General features: G+C 39.4%; 15 protein-coding genes. All 15 read left to right on the forward strand.

Annotated elements, in window-relative coordinates; all coding sequences use genetic code 11:
- Nucleotides 1–76 precede the first annotated feature (76 nt).
- The 15 genes from ABI125_02235 (at nucleotide 77) to ABI125_02305 (ending at nucleotide 24,994) form a co-directional block, all read left to right on the forward strand.
- Nucleotides 77–2,701, forward strand: a complete 2,625-nt coding sequence (locus ABI125_02235; GenBank protein ID XCF06687.1) for a TonB-dependent receptor — start codon at nucleotides 77–79, stop codon at nucleotides 2,699–2,701.
- Nucleotides 2,702–2,791: 90 nt separating this feature from the next.
- On the forward strand, nucleotides 2,792–3,166 hold the full coding sequence (locus ABI125_02240) for a glutaredoxin domain-containing protein (protein ID XCF06688.1): 375 nt from the start codon (nucleotides 2,792–2,794) through the stop codon (nucleotides 3,164–3,166).
- Nucleotides 3,167–3,171: 5 nt separating this feature from the next.
- Nucleotides 3,172–4,497, forward strand: a complete 1,326-nt coding sequence (locus ABI125_02245; GenBank protein XCF06689.1) for an MFS transporter — start codon at nucleotides 3,172–3,174, stop codon at nucleotides 4,495–4,497.
- A 42-nt stretch (nucleotides 4,498–4,539) separates the two neighbouring features.
- Nucleotides 4,540–5,478 (forward strand): carbohydrate kinase, encoded by a 939-nt coding sequence (locus ABI125_02250; GenBank protein ID XCF06690.1) that lies wholly within the window; start codon nucleotides 4,540–4,542, stop codon nucleotides 5,476–5,478.
- Nucleotides 5,475–7,025 (forward strand): sucrose phosphorylase, encoded by a 1,551-nt coding sequence (gene gtfA / locus ABI125_02255; GenBank protein XCF06691.1) that lies wholly within the window; start codon nucleotides 5,475–5,477, stop codon nucleotides 7,023–7,025. The genes ABI125_02250 and gtfA overlap by 4 nt, the downstream gene beginning before the upstream one ends.
- 84 nt (nucleotides 7,026–7,109) lie before the next feature.
- Nucleotides 7,110–8,312 (forward strand): ATP-binding protein, encoded by a 1,203-nt coding sequence (locus tag ABI125_02260; protein XCF06692.1) that lies wholly within the window; start codon nucleotides 7,110–7,112, stop codon nucleotides 8,310–8,312.
- A gap of 309 nt (nucleotides 8,313–8,621) precedes the next feature.
- A complete protein-coding gene (locus tag ABI125_02265) occupies nucleotides 8,622–10,922 on the forward strand; it encodes an NADP-dependent malic enzyme (protein ID XCF06693.1) in 2,301 nt (766 codons plus the stop codon).
- Nucleotides 10,923–10,973: 51 nt separating this feature from the next.
- Nucleotides 10,974–11,555, forward strand: coding sequence for a Holliday junction branch migration protein RuvA (ruvA, locus tag ABI125_02270; GenBank protein ID XCF06694.1), 582 nt, complete (start codon nucleotides 10,974–10,976; stop codon nucleotides 11,553–11,555).
- Nucleotides 11,556–11,560: 5 nt separating this feature from the next.
- Nucleotides 11,561–18,814, forward strand: a complete 7,254-nt coding sequence (gene sprA / locus ABI125_02275; protein ID XCF06695.1) for a cell surface protein SprA — start codon at nucleotides 11,561–11,563, stop codon at nucleotides 18,812–18,814.
- Between the two features lie 266 nt (nucleotides 18,815–19,080).
- Nucleotides 19,081–19,461 carry a glycine cleavage system protein GcvH gene (gcvH, locus tag ABI125_02280; protein XCF06696.1) on the forward strand — a complete coding sequence of 127 codons (381 nt, stop codon included), beginning with the start codon at nucleotides 19,081–19,083 and terminating at the stop codon, nucleotides 19,459–19,461.
- Nucleotides 19,454–19,831, forward strand: a complete 378-nt coding sequence (locus tag ABI125_02285; GenBank protein ID XCF06697.1) for a VanZ family protein — start codon at nucleotides 19,454–19,456, stop codon at nucleotides 19,829–19,831. The genes gcvH and ABI125_02285 overlap by 8 nt, the downstream gene beginning before the upstream one ends.
- A 59-nt stretch (nucleotides 19,832–19,890) precedes the next feature.
- Nucleotides 19,891–20,610, forward strand: a complete 720-nt coding sequence (locus ABI125_02290; protein ID XCF06698.1) for an energy transducer TonB — start codon at nucleotides 19,891–19,893, stop codon at nucleotides 20,608–20,610.
- 314 nt (nucleotides 20,611–20,924) lie between these two features.
- Nucleotides 20,925–21,710: an energy transducer TonB gene (locus ABI125_02295; protein XCF06699.1), complete on the forward strand. Its 786-nt coding sequence runs from the start codon at nucleotides 20,925–20,927 to the stop codon at nucleotides 21,708–21,710.
- A 308-nt stretch (nucleotides 21,711–22,018) separates the two neighbouring features.
- Nucleotides 22,019–24,112: a gliding motility protein RemB gene (locus tag ABI125_02300; GenBank protein ID XCF06700.1), complete on the forward strand. Its 2,094-nt coding sequence runs from the start codon at nucleotides 22,019–22,021 to the stop codon at nucleotides 24,110–24,112.
- Between the two features lie 117 nt (nucleotides 24,113–24,229).
- On the forward strand, nucleotides 24,230–24,994 hold the full coding sequence (locus tag ABI125_02305) for an HNH endonuclease (GenBank protein XCF06701.1): 765 nt from the start codon (nucleotides 24,230–24,232) through the stop codon (nucleotides 24,992–24,994).
- Nucleotides 24,995–25,223: the final 229 nt, after the last annotated feature.

Here is a 25,223-nt window from a genome sequence, read left to right on the forward strand (position 1 = left end):
ATAAAAAAATCATGTTTGAAATATATATTTGACAAAATAAACTGATTAAATTTTCAAATAACTAAAAAAGACAAAAATGAACACATTAAAGAACAAAGGGATGTTGTTGATTGTTATGCTTCTATCGGTGGGCAGCGTAATGGCGCAATCAATTTCAGGTAACGTTAAAGACGAAGCCGGGGTGCCTTTACCTGGTGTAAACGTTATTTTAGAAGGAACCTCCAAGGGGTCGGTAACAGATTTTGATGGAAACTATTCCATTGATAATGTTGAAAATGGAACTTACACTTTAGTAGCTTCCTTTTTAGGTTATGCCAAGTTTACACAAAGTGTATCCGTAAGCGGAGCAGATGTTTCAGTTAATGTTACCATGAAGGAAGATACTCAATCTTTAGACCAAGTGGTGGTAACCGGTGTGGTAAATCCGAAATCGAAAATCGAGTCGAGTGTATCGGTTTCTACCATGGATGTTAAACTCATAGAACAGGCTTCTCCGCGTAGTTCAGGTGAGCTTTTTAGAAATATCCCAGGTATTCGTGCAGAATCATCAGGTGGTGAAGGTAATGCCAACTTTAACGTGCGTGGTGTGCCTATTTCTTCGGGTGGTTCAAGGTATTTCCAAATTCAGGAAGATGGTTTGCCTTTAAATTTATTTGGTGATACGTCTTTTGGTAATGCCGATAACTTTTTAAGAATTGATTCTAATATTGGTAGAGTGGAAGCCATTAGAGGTGGTTCAGCCTCTACACAAACTTCAAATGGGCCAGCAGGTATAATCAACATGATTAGCAAAACAGGTTCAACTGAAGGTGGTTCTGTAGGTACAACATTCGGGTTGGGTTATCAAACTAGCCGATTGGATTTTGAATATGGTGCACCTTTAGAAAATGGGTTTTCATATCATATGGGTGGGTTCATCAGAACTGGCGAAGGGCCTCGCGAAATTGGTTATCAAGGTAATAAAGGTGGGCAGTTTAAAGCCAACCTTACCAAAAGATTCGATAACGGCTATGTGCGTGTTTACACAAAATTATTGAATGACAGATCGGTAATGTACTTGCCTATGCCTATGTTGTTAAAAGGTAGTAACGACGACCCTACTTACGATAACTTGCCTGGTTTCGATATCACTTCAGATGCTGTACATTCAGCTTATTTACAACAAAGTGCCGGAACCTCGCCTTTTAGCGGAGAAAACCATGTAAACGATGTTAGAAATGGAAACAATCCTATCTCTAAATCTTTGGGTGCAGAATTCTCTTTTAGCTTGCCTAAAGATTGGAAAGTAACTGGTAAAGCAAGATATTCAAGCAATAGCGGTGAGTGGGTATCTCCATTTACTGCGGCTGTTGGAACGGTCTCAGAAATTGAATCTACCGCAAGAGATGCTGTAAATGCAACAGGTTCTTTAGTGTATTCAGATGGAGATAGAGAGGCTTTCAATCCTTCAAATGGTTTAGCGCAAATTATTCACATGTTCGATGTAACGGTTGATGATTTAAGCAATTTCTTTGGCGACGTAAAAGTATCTAAGAAGATAAGTGATAATGTTGGTTTTACTGCTGGTTTATTCACAGCAACCCAAAACACCAAAATTGGATGGCAATGGAGTTCGTTCATTTCTGAAGTACAAGGTGGCGGACAAGCAAGATTAGCAGATTTCGACGGCTTCTCAAGAAACGGACAGTATTCTTACGGAACTCCGGTTTGGGGCAACTGCTGCCAACGTAAATACAACACGGTACATAATGTAAATTCACCTTATGTTGGTGTGGATGCCGATATTACTGAAAAATTAAACTTTGATGGTAGTATCCGTTTTGAAAACGTTCGTGTTAACGGAAACATTCAAGCTGGGCCAACAAGTCAAGGCAACTACGATTACGACGGAAACGGTACTATAGAAGGTATTGAAGAAAGCGTTCCAGTAATTATTGGTAATGCCGGTCAAATTGTTGACGACAAATACAACTTTGTATCGTATTCAGCTGGTCTTAACTATAAATTGAACGAAGGTTCGGCGGTGTTCGCACGCTATAGTTCGGGTGCTTCGGGTAGAGCTACCGATAGAAATAACTACGGCACCGATGGAAAGGCCGATGTTCAGTACGATGAAGTATCTCAATTGGAAGTTGGTTTTAAGAAAAGATTAAACAACGGGGTACTTAACCTTACTGGATTTATGAGTAATACCGACGAAGGTTTAAGTAATGAGTTGAATCGTTCTGTAGGTAACCCATTTAAAGCACTTGGTTTAGAGGCCGAAACAGCATTGGCTTTTGGAGAAAATCTAACATTCAACGGGTCTTTTACTTGGACCAAAGCTGAAATTGACGGTGGAGACAATAAAGGAAACACGCCAAGAAGACAGGCCGATTTGGTTTACAACTTATCACCGTCTTATAACTTCGGTGAAGGTAAGCAGCACGGGGTGGCATTAAGTGTTTTGGGTACAACAAAATCTTATGCTCAGGATGATAACGATTTAGTAATGCCAGGATATGCCTACTTCAACCTAATAGGTAGAGCTGGGTTAACAAAAGGATTGTCATTAGTATTGAGTGTTAACAACCTATTCGATACCGTTGGTATTACAGAGGTTGAGGGTAATGGTGATGGTGCTTTTGGTAATGACCGTTTGGTAAGAGCAAGATCTATTAGTGGTCGCTCATCAACTGTTTCATTACAATATAAATTCTAAAAACAATAAGTTTAGTTTGATTTGTTTGTTAATTTAGGAACTGGTGGTGTGTTGGTAAGTTCCACCAGTTTCTTTTTAAATCCAGTTTAAATGATGAAGTCAATAATTGTTTCAATAGTGTTTTTTACTCTAACTGTTAATTTAAGCTTTGCACAAGAGCAAGGCTCAGTTGCCAAAAATCAGTCAGTACAAAAAGAGTTGAAAAAACTAATTGTTTACGGTAGCGATACCTGCCATTATTGTCTGGATACCAAAGCCTACCTTAAAAAAAACAATATAGCATTTGTTTACTTTGATGTAGATGTGGATTTAAACAAACAAAACGAAATGATATTAAAATTGCAAAAGGAGGGCATTCCACTTGATGCCATATCGTTGCCGATTGTAGATCTAGGACAACAATTGATTATGAATAATGTTGCTGATTTTGAGGGCTTTTTAAAACAACTGAACACTAAACACTAAAAACTATGAAAATAGCAAAACCAAAATTGTCCTTCTGGCAAATCTTTAATATGAATGTTGGATTTTTGGGCATTCAGTATAGTTTTGGTTTACAACAAACAGCCGTTAATCCCATTTTTTCATTTCTCGGTGCAGAGCACGACCAACTGCCTTTGCTTAATTTGGCAGGTCCGGTTACAGGGTTGATTGTTCAGCCCATTATTGGAGCCATTTCAGATAAAACTTGGTCTCCAAAATGGGGAAGACGGAAACCTTTCTTTTTAATAGGGGCTTTAATTGGTAGTTTGTGTTTGTTTGCTTTTCCATTCAGTCCGGCGTTATGGTTTGCTGTTGGATTATTGTGGATTCTCGATGTGGGAAACAACATGGCCATGGAACCTTATCGTGCTTTTGTGGGTGATAAGCTGCCAAATGAACAACTTAGTTTTGGCTATCAAATGCAGAGTTTATTTGTGGGAGCTGGAATTGTTTTAGCAAATGCTTCAATATTCATTTTTCAAGATTGGTTTGGCGGTGTTGAAGAGGTAACCGAAAATGTGAAATCCATTCCAAAGTGGCTGTATTATTCCTTCTTTATAGGTGCTGTGTTATCCATTTCAACCATTCTTTGGTCAGTATTAAAAACACCGGAAATTCCGCCCTCGGATGACGAACTGAAAGAAATTGAAAAACACAAAGCTTTACCAATTTCCGAAAGAATTAAAACGCCTTTTATGGAAATTGTAAGCGCCATAAAAGATATGCCCAAATTTATGTGGAAGCTGTCAGCGGTTTATTTGTTTCAGTGGTACGCCTTGTTTGTATATTGGCAATTTATAGCCCCTATGTTTAAGGAAAGTATGGGGTTCGATAGCTCGCAAGCGTTGGCACAAGCGGCAAAGATGAACACGACTTACAATATTTCTACCATTGTTTTTGCCCTGGCATTGGTGCCGTTGGCATTAAAATTTGGCGGAAAAAAAGTGTATGTTTTTAGTTTGTTTATAACCGGACTGGCCATGCTATGCATCCCATATATAAATGACCCTTTATTGGTGGTTTTACCCATGATACTCTTCGGAATTGGTTGGGCGGCGATGATGGGCATTCCGTATTCCATGGTATCTAAAATTGTGCCACAAGAGCGTCGTGGCGTTTACATGGGTATTTTAAACATGATGATTGTGATTCCTATGGGAATACAAACATTAACCTTTGGCCCAATAGTTAAAAACTTATTGAGCAATAGTGCGGTCAACGCCATCCTGTTTGGAGGAGTATTTTTTGTGATTTCAGGAGTTTTCGCGCTAAGGCTTAAGCAACCCGAAATGAATGAAGATGAAACGATTTAGGATGTTTTTAACGTTAGCGGACATTAATTACAGAGATTAAAAATGATTCAGAATAATAAAGAAATAGATATTTTGTGTGTTGGCGAGGTGTTGGTCGATTTTATTGGTCATCAATCTGGAGTGCTAATCAATGAGACACGTGATTATCATAGGTATTTAGGAGGCTCACCAACAAACGTAGCGATGAATTCCGCTCGATTGGGGTTGAATTCGGCATTGGTGGCTACGGTTGGTAACGACGGTTTTGGGGAATATATATTTAAAAGATTGGAAGAAGTTGGTGTCAAGACTAGTTTTATCAAAAAAATGGAGAACAAAGCCACTAGCGTCATTTTTGTGTCGCGGTCTGAAGGTACTCCAGATTTTCTTCCTTTTAGGGAAACCGATTATCAGATTGATGAAAGTCAAATTACAGAAGAAACCTTAATAAAAACCAATATTTACCATACTACATGTTTCGCGTTAAGTCGAAAACCGGCACAAGAAACCATTCTTAAAAAAGCCGAAGAAGCAAGTAAACAAGGTTGCACTTTGAGTATTGATGTTAACTATGCCAGAAAGCTTTGGGATAGCCGAGAGGAAGCTTTAAAAGTGATAAAGGCCTATTGTAATTTAAACCCTCTGGTGAAAATTAGTGAAGATGATATGCTCCGTCTTTTTGAAAAGGAGCTTCCGCACGAAGAAATATTTAAATTTTTTCATAATCAAGGTGTCGATACCGTTTGTTTAACCTTGGGAAGCAAAGGTGTAAAGTTGTCGCAAAAAGGAAAAGAAGAGATAGTGAAGCCGGCTGTAAAAATAGAAAAGGTTATGGATGCCACTGGTGCAGGAGATGCCTTTTGGTCTGGTTTTTTATTCGCTTATATTAATAAAAAGTCTGTTGATGAATGTCTTGAAGTGGCTTTAAAACTAGCGGCACTCAAACTTCAAAATGTAGGACGATTGCCAGATAATATCAATATTTTATCAAAACTGTTATGAAAGATGAACAAACAATAATGTTTAGTGGGGTAATGCTCAATGCCTATCCCGATAGTATAGGTGAAAATCTGGGCGATTTAATTGCCATGCTAAAAAAGGCTGAGTTTAAGGATGTGTTTTCGCTGTTTTACGTCTTGCCTACTTTTTTTAATAGTGATTTAGATCGGGGATTCTCAATTATAGATTATAACTTGAATGAAGCATTGGTTTCAGAAAGCGATTTAAAAACTTTAGAAGCGTTAAATATTAAACTAAAGTTTGACATTGTTTTAAACCACTTATCGGTCGCTTCGCCTCAGTTTAAAGATTTGTTGCAGAACGGCGAACAATCAAAATATAAAGATTTCTTCATCAATTGGAATACCTTTTGGGACGGGAACGGTGAAAAAAATCAAGAAGGTGTAGTAGTGCCCAATAAAGAGTTTTTGGATAAACTGTTTATGCGTAAAGCAGGGCTGCCCATTTTAAAAGTGCCATTTCCTGATGGTGCGGAACAACCCTACTGGAACTCGTTTTATCAAAAAATAACGGTGGATGAAGCCACGAACGAAAAAACATTTTTAGGGCAAATGGATGTTAATGCCAAATCCGAATTGGTTTGGCAATTTTATGAGGAAACCCTGGCTAAATTAAAGCAATATGGTTGCAAAATTTTACGTCTCGATGCTTTTGCCTATCTCCATAAAGAAGTTGGCGAAACTAACTTTTTTAATAAACCGGGCACTTGGCAGTATTTAGAGCGTATAAAACAAATTGCAGATAAACATAATTTGGTGCTTCTGCCAGAAATCCATGCAGAATATGGCGCAAAACTCCATGAAGAAGTGGCAGGTGAAAGGTATCCTATTTATGATTTTTTTCTTCCAGGTTTAATGATTCATACTTTGGAAACTGGAAGCAACAAAGCCTTGATTAAATGGGTAAATGAGATAGTTTCCAAAGGCTATAAAACCGTAAATATGTTGGGGTGCCATGATGGTATTCCGGTTCTGGATTTAAAAGGTAAAGAGGTTGATGGTAAATACAATAAAGGTTTGTTGGAAGACGCCGAGATTGAAGCCGTAATGGATAAAGTGATGGAGCGTGGCGGAAGAGTGAAAAATCTCTACGGGCCTTCCGGAGAAAAAATCTCATATTACCAAGTCAATGCTACATTTTTTAGTGCCCTTGGCGAAGATGAAAATAAAATGCTTTTGGCGCGTGCTATCCAAATGTTTATGCCGGGCATTCCGCAAGTTTGGTATTTGGATGTGTTTGCCGGAAAGAACGATTATGAGGCAGCCGATAAAGCAGGAAGTGGTGGTCATAAAGAAATTAACCGATCTACTTTAACCTTGCAGGACGTTGAAGAGGGCTTAAAAACAGATGTGGTACGCTATCAATTGGAGATGATTAGGTTGCGAAATACTTCCAAAGCATTTTTGGGCGAAATGCACATTAAAAATACTTCGGAGAACAAGATTGATATTATTTGGGAAAATGACGGAGAGTCTGTACGTTTAAAAGCAGACCTTGAGACCTTTGAGTATGAAATTGATAAAAACTAATACCGACAAATTTAAAACAACAAAATTTTAACAGTAGTTAATGTAATTATTTTACTAGATTGGAGTTCTTAAAAAAAGAAAAGCATGATAACTCCAACCGATCCAGAAAACGAAAACGAAAGATTAGAGAATCTTAAATCTTTCAGTATTCTGGATACATTGCCGGAAGAAGATTATGATAATATCACAAAGATTGCGGCAGAGATTTGCAATATGCCTATTGCTCTTATCAGTCTTGTAGATGACAAAAGGCAATGGTTTAAATCTCACCATGGCTTGGAGGCTACGGAAACTCCTAAAGAGTATGCCTTTTGCGCGCATGCCATAAACGACCCAAAAAGTGTGTTTGTTGTTCAAGATGCAAGAAAAGATGAACGTTTTCATGACAACCCTTTGGTTTCGGGAGATCCAGAGGTGGTGTTTTATGCAGGGGTGCCTCTAACCTCTGAAAATGGGCTGCCATTGGGTACATTATGTGTTATAGATCATAAACCTAATTTGTTAAGCCAAAGTCAAATTCAATCTTTAAGTGCACTCTCCAATCAAGTGATGAAACTACTTGAGTTACGAAAAAATAAACACCTGTTAGAAGAGGCTTTAAAAGATTTAGAAGAAAAAAACGAAGCCTTAGAGAAGTTTGTTTATGTTGCGGCTCACGACTTAAAATCACCATTATTGAGTATATCTGGCTTAGCTAATTTGCTGGTTGAAGAATATAAAGTAAAGATCGATAATGAAGGGATGGAAATGTTGGAAATGATTATCCATTCTTCGGAAAATTTAGCAAGTTTGGTAGATGGTTTGTTGCAATACAGTAAAAGCGATAGTGTTTTAAATCAGGAAAAATCAATTATTGGGCTTAAAGAGATGAAAACTGAAATGCTTGAACTGTTCAATTTCGATCATTCGGTGGAGATGACTATAAACTCATCATTGTCTAGCATTAAGGCTAACAAAACAGCAATAAATCAAATTTTAATCAACCTAGTTGCTAATGCCATCAAATATAATGACAAGGAATTGGCCAAAATAGAAATATCAGTTTCGGAGACCAGCAAGAAGTATAAGTTTAGTGTTAAAGATAACGGTCCCGGCATAGCACCAGAAAATCAGCAAAAAATATTCAATATTTTTGAAAAACTGAATAGTCAAGATAGGTTTGGTCGAGAAGGTAACGGAATTGGCTTGGCTACCGTTAAAAAGCTGGTTGAAAAATTAGGGGGAGCCATAAAAGTAGATTCAGATTTAGGTAACGGGGCTACATTTACTTTTTCTATTGGCAAATAACATCTGTTTTATACCAAAGTAAGCAGGGATATTGGGGTGTAAGGTGAATTGTGTTGATTGTAGTTGACTATTTGTCTTTCTATAAAGTTACAAAATAAGTGGTAGGTGTCAAATGCTATTAAACTGAAGAACAAGACATTTTTGCCCTTAAATTTTTTAAAAGACAGTGACCATTTTCTGTCAAGTAATTGGAGTGTGGTAAATAAGTATAATTTCTTGATAAGAAAGTACCACCAAAAAACGAAAAGTTTAAGCCCTCCATTCATCAGGTTTCTTATCTTTGTTCGTTTAGTTAATTAACCGAAAACTATGAGTGAAGAAAGCAAACGCAGGGAGGCTTTAATATATCATGCCAAGCCCGTTCCTGGGAAAATAAAAGTAGTCCCCACAAAAAAATACGCTACACAAAGAGATTTGTCTTTGGCCTATTCGCCAGGGGTGGCAGAGCCATGTTTGGAAATTGAAAAGGATAAAAACAACGCTTACAAATACACGGCCAAAGGTAATTTGGTGGCCGTAATTTCCAACGGAACCGCTGTTTTAGGCTTAGGAAATATCGGTCCTGAAGCCTCAAAACCCGTAATGGAAGGAAAAGGTCTGTTGTTCAAAATCTTTGCCGATATCGATGTTTTTGATATTGAAGTAGATACCGAAAATGTAGATGAGTTCATTGAAACGGTTAAAAATATTGCGCCGACTTTCGGTGGAATAAACCTTGAAGACATCAAAGCACCCGGCGCTTTTGAAATTGAACGCCGATTGAAGGAAGAACTCGATATTCCGGTCATGCACGACGATCAGCACGGTACAGCCATTATTTCCGCTGCGGCCTTAATCAATGCTTTAGAGTTAACGAAGAAAAAAATTGACGAAGTTAAAATCGTAATCAGTGGCGCCGGAGCGGCAGCTATTTCTTGTTCGCGATTGTACCAAGCCTTTGGTGCCAAGCGCGAAAATATGGTGATGTTGGATAGTAAAGGCGTTATTCGAGACGACCGTGAAAATCTGTCTTCTGAAAAAGCCGAATTCGCCACACACCGTAAAATCGATACTTTGGAAGAAGCGATGATTGATTCCGATGTGTTTATTGGTCTGTCGATGGCCAACGTGCTATCGCCCGAAATGCTGAAATCTATGGCGAAAGACCCTATCGTTTTTGCCATGGCCAATCCGCATCCCGAGATAAAGTACGATTTGGCTATTGCCACCCGAAAAGACGTAATTATGGCCACGGGTAGAAGCGATCATCCTAACCAAGTGAACAACGTGCTTGGTTTTCCGTTTATTTTCCGTGGCGCTTTAGACGTTCGTGCGACTAAAATCAACGAAGAAATGAAAATGGCAGCGGTCGAGGCTTTGGCCAGATTGGCTAAAGAACCCGTGCCAGAGCAAGTAAATATCGCTTATGGCGAAACCCGTTTGGCATTCGGAAAAGATTATATTATTCCGAAGCCATTCGATCCCCGATTAATTGCCGAAGTGCCGCCAGCCGTGGCAAAAGCGGCCATGGAAAGTGGTGTTGCCAAATCTCCCATTACCGATTGGGAAGATTATAAAGACACCCTTCGCGAGCGTTTGGGCTCTGATAATAAATTGGTGAGGTTACTTTTGAACCGTGCCAAATTGAATCCGAAGCGTGTAGTTTATGCTGAAGCCGACCAATTGGCTGTAATCAAAGCAGCACAGATAGTTTATGAGGAAGGCGTAGCCATTCCTATTTTATTGGGACGAACTGAAACCATTAAAGAATTGATGGCCGAAATCGAGTTTGAGGCCGACGATGTCTTGATTATCGATCCTAAAACGGAAGAAGAAAACGACCGAAAAAATAAATACGCCAAAGTGTATTGGGAACAACGCAAACGTCGTGGTGTAACCTATTACGCGGCACAGCGATTAATGCGCGAGCGAAACTATTTTGCCGCGATGATGGTGAACGAAGGCGATGCCGATGCTTTGGTTTCGGGCTATTCCAGAAACTACCCGAGTGTGGTTAAGCCGATGCTGGAGCTGATTGGAATGGCTGATGGTGTAAACCGTGTGGCCACCACAAATATGATGATGACCAAGCGTGGTCCGTTGTTTTTAAGTGATACGTCCATCAACATCGACCCCGATGCAAAAGTACTGACCAAAATTGCTCAAATGACTTCGCATGTGGTAAAAATGTTCGGACTTACTCCGGTTATGGCCATGATTTCATATTCAAACTTTGGGTCGTCAACCAGCGAAAAGGCTTCAAAAGTGCGTGATGCCGTGGCCAACCTGCATCGTTATCACCCAGAAATGATTGTAGATGGTGAATTGCAAACCGATTTCGCCCTAAACGACGAGATGCTTAAAGAGCGTTTTCCGTTTTCAAAATTGGTAGGCAAAAAAGTGAACACGCTTATTTTTCCAAATTTAGATTCGGCAAACATTACCTATAAATTACTAAAAACCCTCAACGAGGCAGAATCCATCGGTCCCATCATGATGGGTATGCGAAAACCGGTGCATATTTTGCAATTGGGAGCCAGTGTTGATGAAATTGTAAACATGACCGCCATTGCCGTTGTAGATGCACAACACAAGGAGCAGTTGGAAAAGGAAAAGGCCAGTGCCAAGTAATCCTATTGAAAATAAATTTATTACATTTGGTCGGTTAATGAAGTGCTGTAGATGATAACACATATTCAAGGAAAACTTACTGAGAAAAATCCAACGCATGTGGTTATTGATTGTAATGGAGTGGGGTATATGCTCCATATTTCGCTGCATACTTTTTCGCAAATACCTGATGTCGAGAATTTAAAACTATTTACCCACCTTCAAGTTAAAGAAGATTCCCATACACTTTATGGTTTTTCATCGCTTGCCGAACGCGAAATTTTCAGGTTGCTGATTTCCGTTAGCGGCATTGGTGCCAGTACGGCACGAACCATGTTATCGTCCTTAACACCCAAACAGGTGCGCGAGGGTATAGCTGGTGAAGACGTCGCATTAATCCAATCCATAAAAGGGATTGGGGCAAAAACGGCACAGCGTGTTATTATTGATCTTAAGGACAAGGTTTTAAAGATTTATGATATTGATGAAGTTTCGGTTGCAAAAGACAATACCAATAAAGATGAAGCGTTATCTGCTTTAGAAGTGCTCGGTTTTGCCAAAAAACAAGCAGAGCGAGTGGTCGATAAGATTGTGAAGTCCCAGCCCGATGCCGATGTTGAAACCATTATAAAACAAGCTCTAAAAAATTTATAACTATTTTGAACAGAACTAACCAAAACTCTTATAAACTATATACTTTACTGGTTTGTGTTTTATGTGTTTCCTTTTGGTCTTGGGGTCAGGAGCCGGTTCAAGATTCTGTTCAAACGGGGTATAATGTAGGCCAAATAAAAATGCCCAACCCCAATAGTGTTGAGTCTAAATACACTTATGACCCCGTAACCGATCGCTACATTTACACCGAAAAAATAGGTGAATTCAATATTAATTACCCTATAATTTTAACGCCCGATGAATACTACGCTTTAGTAGCAAGAGAAAATTTAAAGGGGTATTACAAAGAAAAGATAGATGCCTTTGATGGCAAAAAGGAAGGCGCCGAAGACGGACAGAAAAACCTGTTGCCCGAATTTTATGTGCAGTCCGATTTTTTTGAAACCATTTTCGGTAGCAATGTCATTGAAGTGGTGCCGCAAGGTTCGGTAGAAATGGATTTGGGTATTCTGTTTTCAAAACAGGATAACCCGTCGTTTTCACCACGTAACCGAAGCAATTTTACTTTTGATTTTGATCAGCGTATCAGTTTAAGTTTGTTGGGTAAAGTGGGGACGCGATTGCAGGTAACGGCTAATTACGATACCCAATCTACCTTCGATTTTCAGAATTTAATCAAGTTGGAATACACCCCAACGGAAGACGATATCATCCAAAAAATTGAAGTCGGTAACGTGAGTATGCCGCTCAATAGTTCGCTCATCACGGGGGCACAAAGTTTGTTTGGTGTAAAAGCGCAGCTCCAATTCGGTAAAACGACTGTAACCGGTGTGTTTTCCGAACAAAAATCGCAAGGCAATACCGTAGTAGCACAAGGCGGTGGAACACTGGAGGAATTCGAACTTTTTGTTAGGGATTACGATGAAAACCGTCACTTCTTCCTGTCTCAATATTTTAGGGATACTTACGATGCTTCATTGGCGAATTATCCGTTTATAAATAACCGAGGTTTACAAATTACACGTATTGAAGTTTGGGTAACCAACCGAAGCAACCGTACCGAAAACGTAAGGAATATTGTAGCCTTACAGGATTTGGGTGAAACCGATAAAACCTATTCAGATGTGAATGTTTTGGCGGGGCCAGGCGCTTTTCCTGATAACGGAAATAATGCTTTCGATCCTACCAATATAGCTGGTTCTGCGCCAAACTCACAATTAAACCAGAATATCCGCGATATCTCAACAGCTCAAGCAGGTATCGAGGTGGCCAACGCTCGTGAAGGTTTCGATTATGCCAAATTAGAAAATGCCAGAAAACTAACCCAAGGTCAGGAATATACCGTAAACCGCGAATTGGGATACGTTTCCTTAAACCAACGCTTGAATAACGATGAGGTTTTGGCAGTAGCTTTTCAATATACCGTGTCCGGAAATGTATATCAAGTGGGGGAATTTGCCAACGATGGTGTGGACGCTACAGATGTAGAAACGAACGACCAAGGTCAGGTCACTTCGGTGGTCAATTCCAGTTTGGTACTGAAAATGCTAAAAAGTAGTGTGACCAATGTCGATTTGCCTATTTGGGATTTGATGATGAAAAACATCTACGATACGGGAGCTTACAACTTGAGTCAGGATGATTTTAAACTGAATATTTTTTACAACGAAGCCTCACCGCTGAATTTTATTGCTCCCGTTGGCGGTAGTTTTGCTTTGGATATCAACGGAAACCCAGTAGATGGGTCAACTCCCGAAGACGATTTAATTGAAAATTCGCCATTGTTGCGAGTGTTCAATCTTGATAAATTGAATTTCAACAACGATCCGCAAACCCGAGGTGATGGCTTTTTCGATTTTGTGCCTGGCATTACCGTGATTCCGCAAAACGGAAAAATTGTGTTTACCAGTGCCGAGCCGTTTGGTGAATATCTGTTCAATAAACTGGGAACGGGTAATTATGAGGATGAATCGACTTACGACGATAATCAACAAAAATACGTTTTCAATACGTTGTACAACAGTACAAAAACCGCCGCTTTAGAGGACGCCGAAAAGAACAAATTTAAATTAAAAGGCCGTTACAAATCCAGTGGTGGCGATGGTATTCCAATCGGTTCGTTCAATGTGCCACGAGGTTCGGTGCGGGTTACTGCTGGCGGACGTGTGTTGGTTGAGGGGATCGATTATACAGTAAATTATCAATTGGGCCGCGTTCAAATTTTAGATGAAGCTTTAAAAGCTTCAAACACACCTATTGAAGTGTCCACTGAAAATAATGCGGTTTTCGGTCAGCAAACGCGTCGTTTTACGGGGTTCAATGTGGAACATAAATTCAACGAAAACTTTGTTTTGGGCGGTACCTTGTTAAATCTTAACGAACGCCCCATTACTCAAAAGGCAAACTACGGATCGGAGTCCATAAACAATACCATTTTCGGATTGAATGGAAACTACGCCACCAAAGTGCCGTTTTTAACCCGATTAGCCAATAAGCTCCCGAATATTGATACCGATGTGGAATCGAATTTGTCGCTACGAGGTGAGTTTGCTTATTTGGCACCGGGCGCGCCCAAAGGCACCGATTTAAACGGTGAAGCGACCTCTTACATTGACGATTTTGAAGGCTCGCAAAATGGTATCGATTTAACCTCGCAACAATCGTGGTTTTTGTCGAGTAGGCCAATTGATTTAAATGGCGATGGGCAACCCGATGCAGAGGACAATCCCATAATTGAAAACGGATTCAACCGTGCCATGTTAAACTGGTATGTGATTGATCCTATTTTTTACACGAGTCAGCGCCCCAATGGCGTTACCGACGACGATCTTTCCGATTTATACACTAGCCGCGTGTTCATTAACGAACTGTTCCCCGACAGGGATATTGTTCAGGGGCAAAACTCGGTGCTTTATACTCTAGATTTAGCGTATTATCCCGAAGAACGTGGGCCTTATAACTTCCAAACAACGAATATTGATATTGAAAATGGAATTTTAACAGAACCAGAAGATTCGTGGGCCGGTATTACCAGACAGATTACATCAACCGATTTCGAACAACAAAACGTAGAGTACATCGATTTTTGGTTACAAGACCCTTTTCAGGGCAACCCCAACAATCCGGGAGGAAAACTGGTATTCAACCTCGGGAATATTTCCGAAGATATTATAAAGGATGGTAAAAAATTATACGAAAATGGTTTGCCAGATGATGGCGATGTCAGTTTACTACAACCTACCAGTTGGGGCACGGTAACGCCACAAAACCAAAGTTTGGTTTATGCTTTCGATACTAAGGGGCAAGAGCGAACTAATCAAGATGTGGGGTACGATGGTTATGACGATGAGGAAGAGGCTGCTGTATTTGGAAGCCAGTTTGGCGACGATCCTTCAAATGATAACTATACCTATTTTTTAAATGCCGAAGGCGGTATTTTTGAACGTTATAAAAGATTCAATGGGGTAGATGGAAATTCACCAGATACCTTTTCGAATACCAACCGTGGAGCCAATACCCAACCCGATGTAGAGGATATTAATCGTGACAATACCATGAACACGATTGATAGCTATTTTGAGTATGAGTTAGATTTAAATAGACAAAACCTGCCCGAGTCTTTGGCCGATTTTCAGAATTTACCAGATTCCAATCCGTTAAAACAATTTTTAAGAGATTATAAAGAAAGACAACGTAATTTTCCTAACGGAGAAAGTGAAAATGTACGCTGGTACCAGTTTAGGATTCCGGTGCAAGGGGCACATGTTAGAGCCGTTGGAGGCATCAATGATTTAAGGTCGGTACGTTTTGCGAGAATCTATTTAAAGGAGTTCCAGCAATCTACCGTGTTCCGTTTTGGTACTTTAGATTTGGTGCGAAGCGATTGGCGTCGTTTTACCCAAGTTTTGGATAAAGATGATCCTGAGCCAAGCGACCCACAAACCGATTTTTCAGTGGGTGTTATCGGTACTATTGAAAATGAAGGTAGTTATGATAGACCACCAGGAATTGAGCCTGAAGAATTGTTTAATAACAATACGGTGGTACGCCAAAATGAACAGTCGTTGGTTACCAAGGTTTGTAATCTTGAAACCGAAGATGCCCGTGCGGTGTTTAAAAACATCAATGTGGATATGCGTCAATACAAACGTATCAGGATGTTCATGCATGCTGAAGATGGCGACGATTCTGGAGCAGGCAGTTTAGGAGATGGAGATTTAGTTGGTTTCATTAGAATGGGTAACGATTTAACCGAAAACTACTATCAAATTGAGATTCCGTTAATGGTTTCAACATCTACTTCCCGAGAGGGGCTGTGGCCTACCGAAAACGAAGTCAATCTACCCATTGAAATTTTAGGAAAAGTAAAAGCCGAAGGTATTTCAAACATGACCTTGGCTAACGAAGACCCCACGTTTTATGATATTGTGAATGGCGAACTGGTATTGGCTGCCGATCCGTACAGCGGTCATGTTATTGGTCAGCATCGTGTGGGAATAAAAGGAAACCCTAGTTTTGGAGATATCCGGACTTTAATGGTTGGGGTGAAAAACGTTTCGAATGACAACAACCTTTGCGCCGAAGTATGGTTTAACGAATTGCGTCTTTCAGATTTAGAAAATGAAGGTGGTTGGGCAGCTGTGGTAAGCATGGATAGTAATATTGCCGATTTTGCCAACGTTAGTGCCACGGCAAGACAAAGCACTTCTGGTTTTGGTGCTTTAGAGCAAGGGCCAAGCCAGCGTAGTTTGGAGGATGTGAAGCAATACGATGTAGTTACCAATATTAATGTGGGACAATTGCTGCCAAAAAAATGGGGCATTCAAGTGCCGTTTAATTATGGGCAAAGCGAAGAGTTGATTACCCCAAAATACGATGCCTTTTATAAAGATTTAACCTTGGAGTCGCGATTGGAAGCGGCCAACGATGATGCAGAGCGCGAACGCATCAAAAAAATCTCGGAAGACTATACCAAACGCCAAAGCATCAATTTTATTGGGGTTAGAAAAAATAGAACGACCGATAAAAAACCACGCTTTTATGATGTGGAAAACGTAACGCTAAACTACTCGTACAACAAAGTGGAGCACCGCGATTTCGAAATTGAAAATTCGGTAAACAAAACCTTAAGGGTTGGCGCCAACTATGCCCACAACTTCAATCCGGTGAAGGTGGAGCCTTTTAAAAACAACGATTCGCTTTTCAGAAATAAATATTGGAAAATCATTAAAGATTTTAACTTGAATTTATTGCCATCGAGTTTTACGGTGAATACCGATATCAACAGGCAATTCAACAAACAGAAATTTAGAGAAGTTGATTTAACGGGCGATAATATTGGTATTGAGGAACTCTTCCGAAGAAATTATACTTTCGATTTTCAATATACCATCAATTACAATTTAACCGATGCGCTTCAGTTTAATTTTACGGCGGCAAACAATAACATTGTTAGGAATTATTTTGTGGATAACGATTTAATCCGTGGTGAGCAAGACGAGCGATTGGATGTTTGGGACGGTTTAATGGATGTGGGCGACCCTAACAGGCAAAACCAAAATTTGGGGGTAACCTATCAATTACCGATTAATAAAATCCCAACGTTCAATTTTATTGATGCGACTTACCAATACACGGGCAGTTTCCAATGGCAAAAAGGATCGGATTTATTTGGAAATGTAGAGCTGGACGGACAGACTTACGATTTAGGGAATACCATACAAAACTCCAATGTACATAACCTGAACACGTCGTTGGACATGACCCGTTTTTACAAATACATTGGTTTGGTGAAAAAACCAGTGCGAACGGTAAGGCAAAGAACCAATACACCAGGCGGCCCTCCGGGAGCCAATGGGGATAATGCAAAACCATCGCGGCCTAAAAACCAATCGATGACCAAAATATTAAATGCGGGAGTTGATATTTTAACCAGTATAAAACGAATTCAGTTTAATTACTCTGAAAACAACGGAACCTTTTTGCCGGGTTATACCAGAACACCTGGTTTTGTAGGGACTTTGAAACCCACCGTTGGTTATACTTTTGGTAGCCAAAGTGACGTGCGTTATTTGGCGGCAAGGCGAGGTTGGTTAACTGCTTTCCCAGAATTTAACCAGCAATTTACGGCGACCAATACCAAACAATTGGATTTTTCGGCGAGCTTGCAACCTGTTTCCGATTTAAAAATCGATTTACTTGGAAACCGTGCCTATTATGAAAATTATGCCGAAAACTACAATGTAGTCAATGGGGTGTACAATCCGTTAACGCCAAATACCTTTGGTAATTTCAATATTTCGACGGTGTTGATAAAAACGGCTTTCAGTAAAAGTGATGAAAATGTGAGCGAAGCTTTTGATGAATTTAGGTCAAACCGACTGAAAGTGGCCGAGCGTTTAGCGGAAGAATTTTACGGCACCACAAACTACGAACGAAATACTGAGGATGGCTTCCCGTTAGGTTTCGGAAAAAACAGTCAGAAGGTGTTATTGCCAGCATTTTTGGCGGCCTATTCGGGGCAAGATGCCAACAAGGTAAAAACCTCGGCGTTTAGGGATGTACCCATCCCAAACTGGGATTTAAAGTACACCGGTTTCATGAAGTTTAACTGGTTTAAAAAGCACTTTAAACGTTTCTCGTTAACGCACGGTTACCGTTCAACTTACACCATCAATCAGTTTACAACCAACCTAAATTTGAATTTAGATCCGGATGATAACGAACAACCCGTTGCCGAAACGCCATATTCAAACCAACCACAGGAAGCTTTAGACCAATCTGGAAATTTTAAAAATGCCCGCTTGTTCAGTAACATCAACCTTACTGAAATGTTCAGTCCGTTGATGCGATTGGATTTCGAAATGAAAAATTCGGTTAAAATTCTGGCTGAAATTAGAAAGGATAGATTACTGTCTCTAAGTTTCGATAACAATTTAATGACCGAAGTACAGGGCAATGAATACGTCATAGGTTTGGGGTACCGCATTAAAGACTTGCGTATCCGCTCTAAACTGGCTGGGCCGCAACGCCGTATTGTGAGCGATTTGAATATGAAAGCCGATATTTCGGTGCGCGATAACAAAACCATTATCCGTTACCTCGATTTGGAAAACAACCAAATCACATCGGGACAAACCATTTGGGGCTTAAAATATTCGGCCGATTATGCCTTCAGTAAAAACCTAACGGGTATCTTTTATTTCGATTATACGTTTTCAGAATATGCCATTTCAACCGCATTTCCGCAAACTACCATCCGTTCGGGGCTTACGTTGAGGTACAATTTTGGTAATTAATATAATTTCGATTAATAATTCAGTATTTGCGGTTGCATTTCCAATAAAATTGACTGTTGTCACCTTGAGCGGAGTCGAAAGGTTTTGAAAAATTAGAATTTCAATTGGGTTTCGACTCCGCTCAACTTGACAGATGATGTTAATTTATTGAGATTAATGTTTTATAAATAGATAGTTATATCGAACACAGGTTAATTAACATGCATTATATTTGAATTTTAATAGCGAATAAATACATTTGCCAAAATAATCTAATAGATATATAAATGAACATCCCTTCAGAATTAAAGTACACTAAAGATCACGAGTGGGTATCCATTCAAGGTGATATTGCTACTATAGGTATTACCGATTTTGCACAGAGCGAATTGGGCGATATTGTTTATGTTGAGGTTGAAACCTTGGACGAGACTTTAGATGCCGAAGACATTTTTGGAACGGTTGAGGCCGTAAAAACAGTTTCCGATTTATTTTTACCGCTTTCTGGCGAAGTAATCGAGTTCAACGAATTGTTGGAAGACGAACCTGAAAAGGTAAATAGCGATCCTTACGGCGATGGCTGGATGATTAAGGTGAAAATTTCGGATGCCGAGGAAATCAACGGACTCATGTCTGCCGACGACTATAAAGCCTTAATTGGTGCTTAAAAAACTAATACTTCTGGTAACCATTTTGTATACTTTGGCCTTAACCTTGGTGTGCTTAATTCGGTTGAATAATTTACCAGATGTAGGGGTTTCTTTTGGCGATAAAATCTTTCACTTTTTGGCTTACAGCGTTTTAACTTTACTTTGGTTTGGTACGTTTTTGTTTTATACCAGTGCAGGGCGTTCAAAAGCCATACTTTGCGCCACGGTTTTTGCGGTAATCTTTGGTATAATTATTGAAGTATTACAAGATACCATGACCGATTTTAGAAGTTTGGATATTTACGACATGATAGCCAATAGTCTCGGTGCATTGTTAACCGCTGGCACTCTGTGGCTAAAGAAAACTTTACACGTTAAAAAGCAATAAAGCCTTGCTTTTTTGGGAAATAAATAGTTAAATTAGCAATCTTGATAAACGAATAAATTATGGAACCTAAAAAAAATCCTAAAGCAAATGTTGGGCGAAACAGTTCGCTGTACTTCGCCATTGGTTTGGCGCTTATGCTTTTCCTTACCAATTACGCCATCAACTATAAAACCTATGATAAGGAAGAAATAGATATAGGTATGGTTTCTATGGAAGAGGAAATTGAAGAAGAAATTCCATTAACAGAACAAATACAAACGCCACCGCCACCACCGCCACCACCAGCAGCGCCTGAGGTTATCGAGATTGTTGAAGATGAGGTAGAAGTAGAAGAAACTGTAATCGAATCGACAGAGGTAAATCAAGAAACCGAAATTGTTGAAGTTGAAGAAGTTGAAGTGGTAGAGGTAGAAGAAGATATAGACGTACCGTTTTCAGTAATTGAAAATGTACCGGTTTTCCCTGGTTGTGAAAAAGGATCCAACCAAGAGAAAAGAGACTGTATGTCTGAAAAAATCCAAAAGTTTGTACAAAAGAAATTTAATACAGATTTGGCCAGTGATTTAGGTCTGTCGGGAAGACAGCGTATCAACGTAATCTTTAAAATTGACAAAACAGGTAGCGTAACGGGTATCCGTTCCAGAGCACCGCACCCTGCTTTAGAAAAAGAAGCAGCAAGGGTAATCAATTTATTACCAAAAATGAAGCCCGGAAAACAAAGAGGTAAGCCGGTAAACGTACCATATTCGTTACCGATTATCTTCCAAGTTCAAGACTAAGTCCATGCTTAATAAATTATATAAAAACCTTGAAGTTTGCTTCAAGGTTTTTTTGTGCGTTATGGTTTCGCTTTCAGGAAAGGGAGTTTGATTTAAAAAAAACATAGGTAATCTTCTTTTTAATGGCATTGTTTAACGAATTGTGTCATTCCGAATGAGGTACGAGGAGGAATCTCATAATTGTGGAATTTCTAGTAGTTTATCTTGAGCGTAGCTGAAGCATAAAACCCCGTTACAATTCTGTAACGGGGTTTCGTTTTTGGTATGCTTATTGTGACTTTAGCATATTATTAACATTTTAAACTATAATTATTATGAGAAATCAAAAGATCGCTCACAAACCCATTCGGCAAAATGGGGAAGTCGAGAAAAAGCCACACAAGCACGACACAAATTTACAAAAAAACTCCACCCTTTATTTTCAGGTGGGGCTTATTGTTTGTTTACTGGCCGCCTACGGGTTGCTTGAAATGAAATTTGAAACGGCCAATGTCGAGATTGCAGCCTTGCCTCCAATAGACACCATTTACAGTGCCGACCCTCCAAATTTCACTCCCGAAATTATTGAAGAAAGCAAGCCTATTGAGAAAGCTGTTACGGCTCCAAGTGAAACTTTTATAGAGGTTCCCGATGAAACACCTGATATTTTTATTGAGGAAACCCCAAAAAAGGAAAAGGTGTCTGCACCAATAACTTCACCCGGCGATATAATTTTAGAGGAAAAGCCAAGAGAGCCAGAAAATGTTTCTTTTATTTTAATTGAAGATGCTCCTATTTATCCGGGGTGTGAAAAGTTTAAGGATAATAAGGGTAGAAAAAAGTGCATGTCCGATAAAATCACCAAGCTTATCCAAAGGAAGTTTGATGGCAACGATATTGCAACAAGCTATGGTTTGCAGGGTGTACAAAGAATAGATGTGCAATTTACAATTGACAAAACAGGTAAGGTTAATGATATTAAAACTAGGTCGCCACACCCAAAATTGGATGAGGAAGCTGAGCGTGTTATAGATATGATTCCACAAATGACTCCCGGAAAGCAGAGGGACAAGAACGTAGGGGTGATTTATAATTTGCCAATTATTTTTAAGGCACAATAAATAATTACCATTTTAGTTTATAAAAGAGGTTCAGAAAATATACTTTTTTTTTTGAACCTCTTTTTTGGTTTAAACTAATGACAAGAGACTGTCTAAAAAGTGATAAATAAACGTCATTGAGGGAAAATAGCTTGCACTGAGCGCAGTCGAAGTGAAGCAATCTCATAATCAATAACTTGATTTTTAAAGATTCCTTCACGTTGTTCGGAATGACGACTTTTAATACAGTTTCTTTCATAAGTTTCACCAATCGGCGATCTAAAAAAATATAGTATCTTTCAGTCCTAAATCAACGCCTTACAACACGCATGCGCTTATTTATTGTTCCCATTCTACTTTTTGTTTTCCAATTCGGTAATGCTCAAATCCAATCAGTAAACGAAAAACCGCCTGTTTTTCCAGAGTGCGATAGCGTACCTATTGCTAGTTTGCAGGATTGTTTCGATAAGCAGGTTTTCAATCATATTTTCAATCATTTTAAAGTGCCAGAAGATCTTGCCCAAAAAAATTATAAAGGCGAAGTGTCGGTGCTTTTTGAAGTGGATACGCTCGGGCAATTTCAAGTGGTTTATGCCAATGCAGTTTACCAATCGTTGAAAGACGAAGCCAAACGGCTTTTTGGCGCCATGCCGAAAGTTGCCCCAGCAACTTACAACGGCCGAAAGACTTTTACCCAATATTCGGTGGCGATTAAAATTCCCCTTCAAAACCAATATGTGAAACGGCAGCCGATGTCTAACGAAAACGAAATCAATCAACAAGCAATGGCGGCCAAACGCGAATTCGATAGTGTCAATGCCAGTTTAAAAACCTTCGAGAACCCTAAGTTTGAAAGTCAATTAAACATTCCATTTACGCATAGCGACTATGCGCGTTTTGATCGCGGAATGAATTTAGTGGGCACGAACAGCCATACCGCATCAAAACCCTTTGTTTACGAGGATGTTTCAAAATATTACGATTTTAAGGCCGAACAGGAGCAGTTGAAAAGAGAAGCTGGAACTTGGGCGGGCAAAAAACTGTGGAATGAACATTTGGTGCAGTTACAGGGTAAGGATTATTGGTTCACTATCGACCCGATTTTCGATTTGCAATTAGGAAGCGATGCTGAAATTGGTTCCACTTATAACAACACCCGCGGACTTTTAGTTCAGGGAGGGCTGGGCAAAAAATTAAACTTTTACACCACTGTTTTTGAAAGCCAAGGACGATTTGCCGATTACGTGAACCGCTATGCGGAAAGTTTAAAGGCTTTTGGGCCTGATCCGGCGATTATTCCCGGGCGGGGCATTGCCAAGCGATTTAAAACCGATAGTTACGATTACCCCGTTGCCGAAGCATACCTGTCGTACGCACCAACCGATTTTATGAATGTGCAGTTTGGGCATGGTAAAAATTTTATCGGTGATGGCTATCGGTCGCTCTTATTGAGCGATGTGGCGAGCCCGCATCCCTTTTTAAAACTGAACACCAAATTTTGGAAAATAAAATACACCAACACTTGGATGTGGCTAAAAGATGTACGCGACGAAGCGGTGGCCGACAAAGCTTTTTTAACCAAATACATGGCCAACCATTATTTAAGTTGGAATGTATCGAAACGCTTAAATATTGGGTTGTTTGAATCGGTGTTGTGGACCAATTCCAACAACCGAGGGTTCGATGTGAATTATTTAAACCCTATTGTGTTTTACCGTGCCATTGAGTTCGAAACGGGGCAAGGTGCTGGAAATGCGCTTTTAGGGGCTTCGGCAAAATATAAATTCAGTGACGAGCTGAATGCCTACGGACAATTCATTTTAGATGAATTTTCATTGGGCGATATAAAAGGCGGTGAAAGAAGTTGGAAAAACAAGTACGGCTACCAACTTGGGGTAAAGTATTTCAATGCTTTTAAAGTGGATAATTTATTGCTCCAAATGGAGTATAACCGCATTAGGCCGTTTACCTATTCGCATAACACTATTGTGCTGAACTACGGGCACAACAACCAAAGTATGGCGCATTTGTGGGGCGCCAATTTTAGCGAACTGATTTTAATTGGCCGTTACCGTTACCAACGCTGGTATGGCAATGCCAAGTTTATTTTTGGTATGCGCGGACTCGATTTTAACAACGGAACCGATAATTTTAGTTACGGTGGCGATATTTACCGCGATTATAACGACCGCCCTTTCGATACGGGCGTAGAAGTAGGGCAAGGCATAAAAACCAACAGTTTTTACGCCAATCTGAAAGCTGGGTATTTGGTAAACCCCGCCTCGAACCTTAAGATTTTTACCGATATCACCGTGCGGAATTTTAACCCCGAAGCCACCACGGCATCCACGTTTGAAAACAATACCGTGTGGTTTAATTTTGGAATACGCACCGATTTGTTTAATTGGTATTTCGATCATTAATAATCATTTGTCATTCCCGCGCAGGCGGGAATCTTTTAAATTGGAGTTCATGTCCTTATCTATCAGGAGTGAATTCGAAGTGTTTTTTTATTATTTTGAGACTTTATCACGAATTGAATGAAAAAAACAAAAACAAATATTCCTCAAAAAAACAAAGTTCGTTCTGAGTTGCAAAAAGAGATTGACTCCATTTGTCCCTTTTGTGATAATGAAGACGTGGGGCATTTTGAAATCCATCATATAGATGAGAATCCATCAAACCATAATTTGCAAAATCTTATTTTACTATGTCCTACCTGTCATTCAAAAATCACCAAAGAGGATATTTCTATGCAAGAGGTTATTGATATAAAGCTAAATCTAAAGAATAAAAAATCAAAGATTCAGTTTGTTTCTGTTTCGATTGATGAACATCAATGTGGATGGCGCCCTATTAAGGATTATAAAAATGCATTCGAAGCCGTTGAGTTGAAGTCGCTGTTTCCAGTTTTTAATTTCACCTTCATAAATCAATCGAATAAAACAGTTTTGTTAACAAGCGTTAAAATTAGATCTGAACAGCTTCCAATAGGTTTGGCAGGACCACATATTCCTTTGCCAACTATTTTGAGGCCTGTAATCAAGTATAAAATAGGAATGCCTTTTGGAGGCAAAGTGGTTGAGACAAATTTGACTGAAGAGTTAGAGGTGCCAGCAGATAGGGCTTTTAAATTTCAAATTGAGATATATAGTGATTCTATGGAAAGGTTTAATCCGCCCTTTAACAAATATGCTCTATTTTTTGAATTTGGCTTCAATAATGATTTCTATCTTAAAGTTCCAATGATTTTGCTTAATACTAAAAAATATTATAAAAAGTTAAAGATATATAGAATTGGTTGAAATACGTGAAAGTCTGAAATGTGGTTTTAATTGGGGCAATTCGAGCATTTGATTTTATATTTTTGAGACTATCAAACCAAAATATATTTTAGCTGAACGTATCTAAAATGAAGCTTTGTAAAAATATATTGTATAGCTCACCTTTTGGTAACCCCTAAATTCTTTAAACTACGCCCATTTTCAATTTCACCACCAAAACCATTGCCCAAAACGCTTTTAAAGAGTATCT

This window comes from Tamlana crocina, assembly GCA_040429635.1.
GTDB classification, from domain to species: domain Bacteria; phylum Bacteroidota; class Bacteroidia; order Flavobacteriales; family Flavobacteriaceae; genus Flavisericum; species Flavisericum crocinum.

Bases quoted from the DNA above. Each gene is read 5' to 3' on its own strand.
- ABI125_02250 (XCF06690.1), top strand. From the start codon at position 4,540: ATGATTCAGAATAATAAAGAAATAGATATTTTGTGTGTTGGCGAGGTG.
- ABI125_02265 (XCF06693.1), top strand. From the start codon at position 8,622: ATGAGTGAAGAAAGCAAACGCAGGGAGGCTTTAATATATCATGCCAAG.
- ruvA (XCF06694.1), top strand. From the start codon at position 10,974: ATGATAACACATATTCAAGGAAAACTTACTGAGAAAAATCCAACGCAT.
- ABI125_02240 (XCF06688.1), top strand. From the start codon at position 2,792: ATGATGAAGTCAATAATTGTTTCAATAGTGTTTTTTACTCTAACTGTT.
- ABI125_02295 (XCF06699.1), top strand. From the start codon at position 20,925: ATGAGAAATCAAAAGATCGCTCACAAACCCATTCGGCAAAATGGGGAA.
- ABI125_02235 (XCF06687.1), top strand. From the start codon at position 77: ATGAACACATTAAAGAACAAAGGGATGTTGTTGATTGTTATGCTTCTA.
- ABI125_02300 (XCF06700.1), top strand. From the start codon at position 22,019: ATGCGCTTATTTATTGTTCCCATTCTACTTTTTGTTTTCCAATTCGGT.
- gcvH (XCF06696.1), top strand. From the start codon at position 19,081: ATGAACATCCCTTCAGAATTAAAGTACACTAAAGATCACGAGTGGGTA.
- ABI125_02245 (XCF06689.1), top strand. From the start codon at position 3,172: ATGAAAATAGCAAAACCAAAATTGTCCTTCTGGCAAATCTTTAATATG.
- ABI125_02260 (XCF06692.1), top strand. From the start codon at position 7,110: ATGATAACTCCAACCGATCCAGAAAACGAAAACGAAAGATTAGAGAAT.
- ABI125_02305 (XCF06701.1), top strand. From the start codon at position 24,230: ATGAAAAAAACAAAAACAAATATTCCTCAAAAAAACAAAGTTCGTTCT.
- gtfA (XCF06691.1), top strand. From the start codon at position 5,475: ATGAAAGATGAACAAACAATAATGTTTAGTGGGGTAATGCTCAATGCC.
- ABI125_02290 (XCF06698.1), top strand. From the start codon at position 19,891: ATGGAACCTAAAAAAAATCCTAAAGCAAATGTTGGGCGAAACAGTTCG.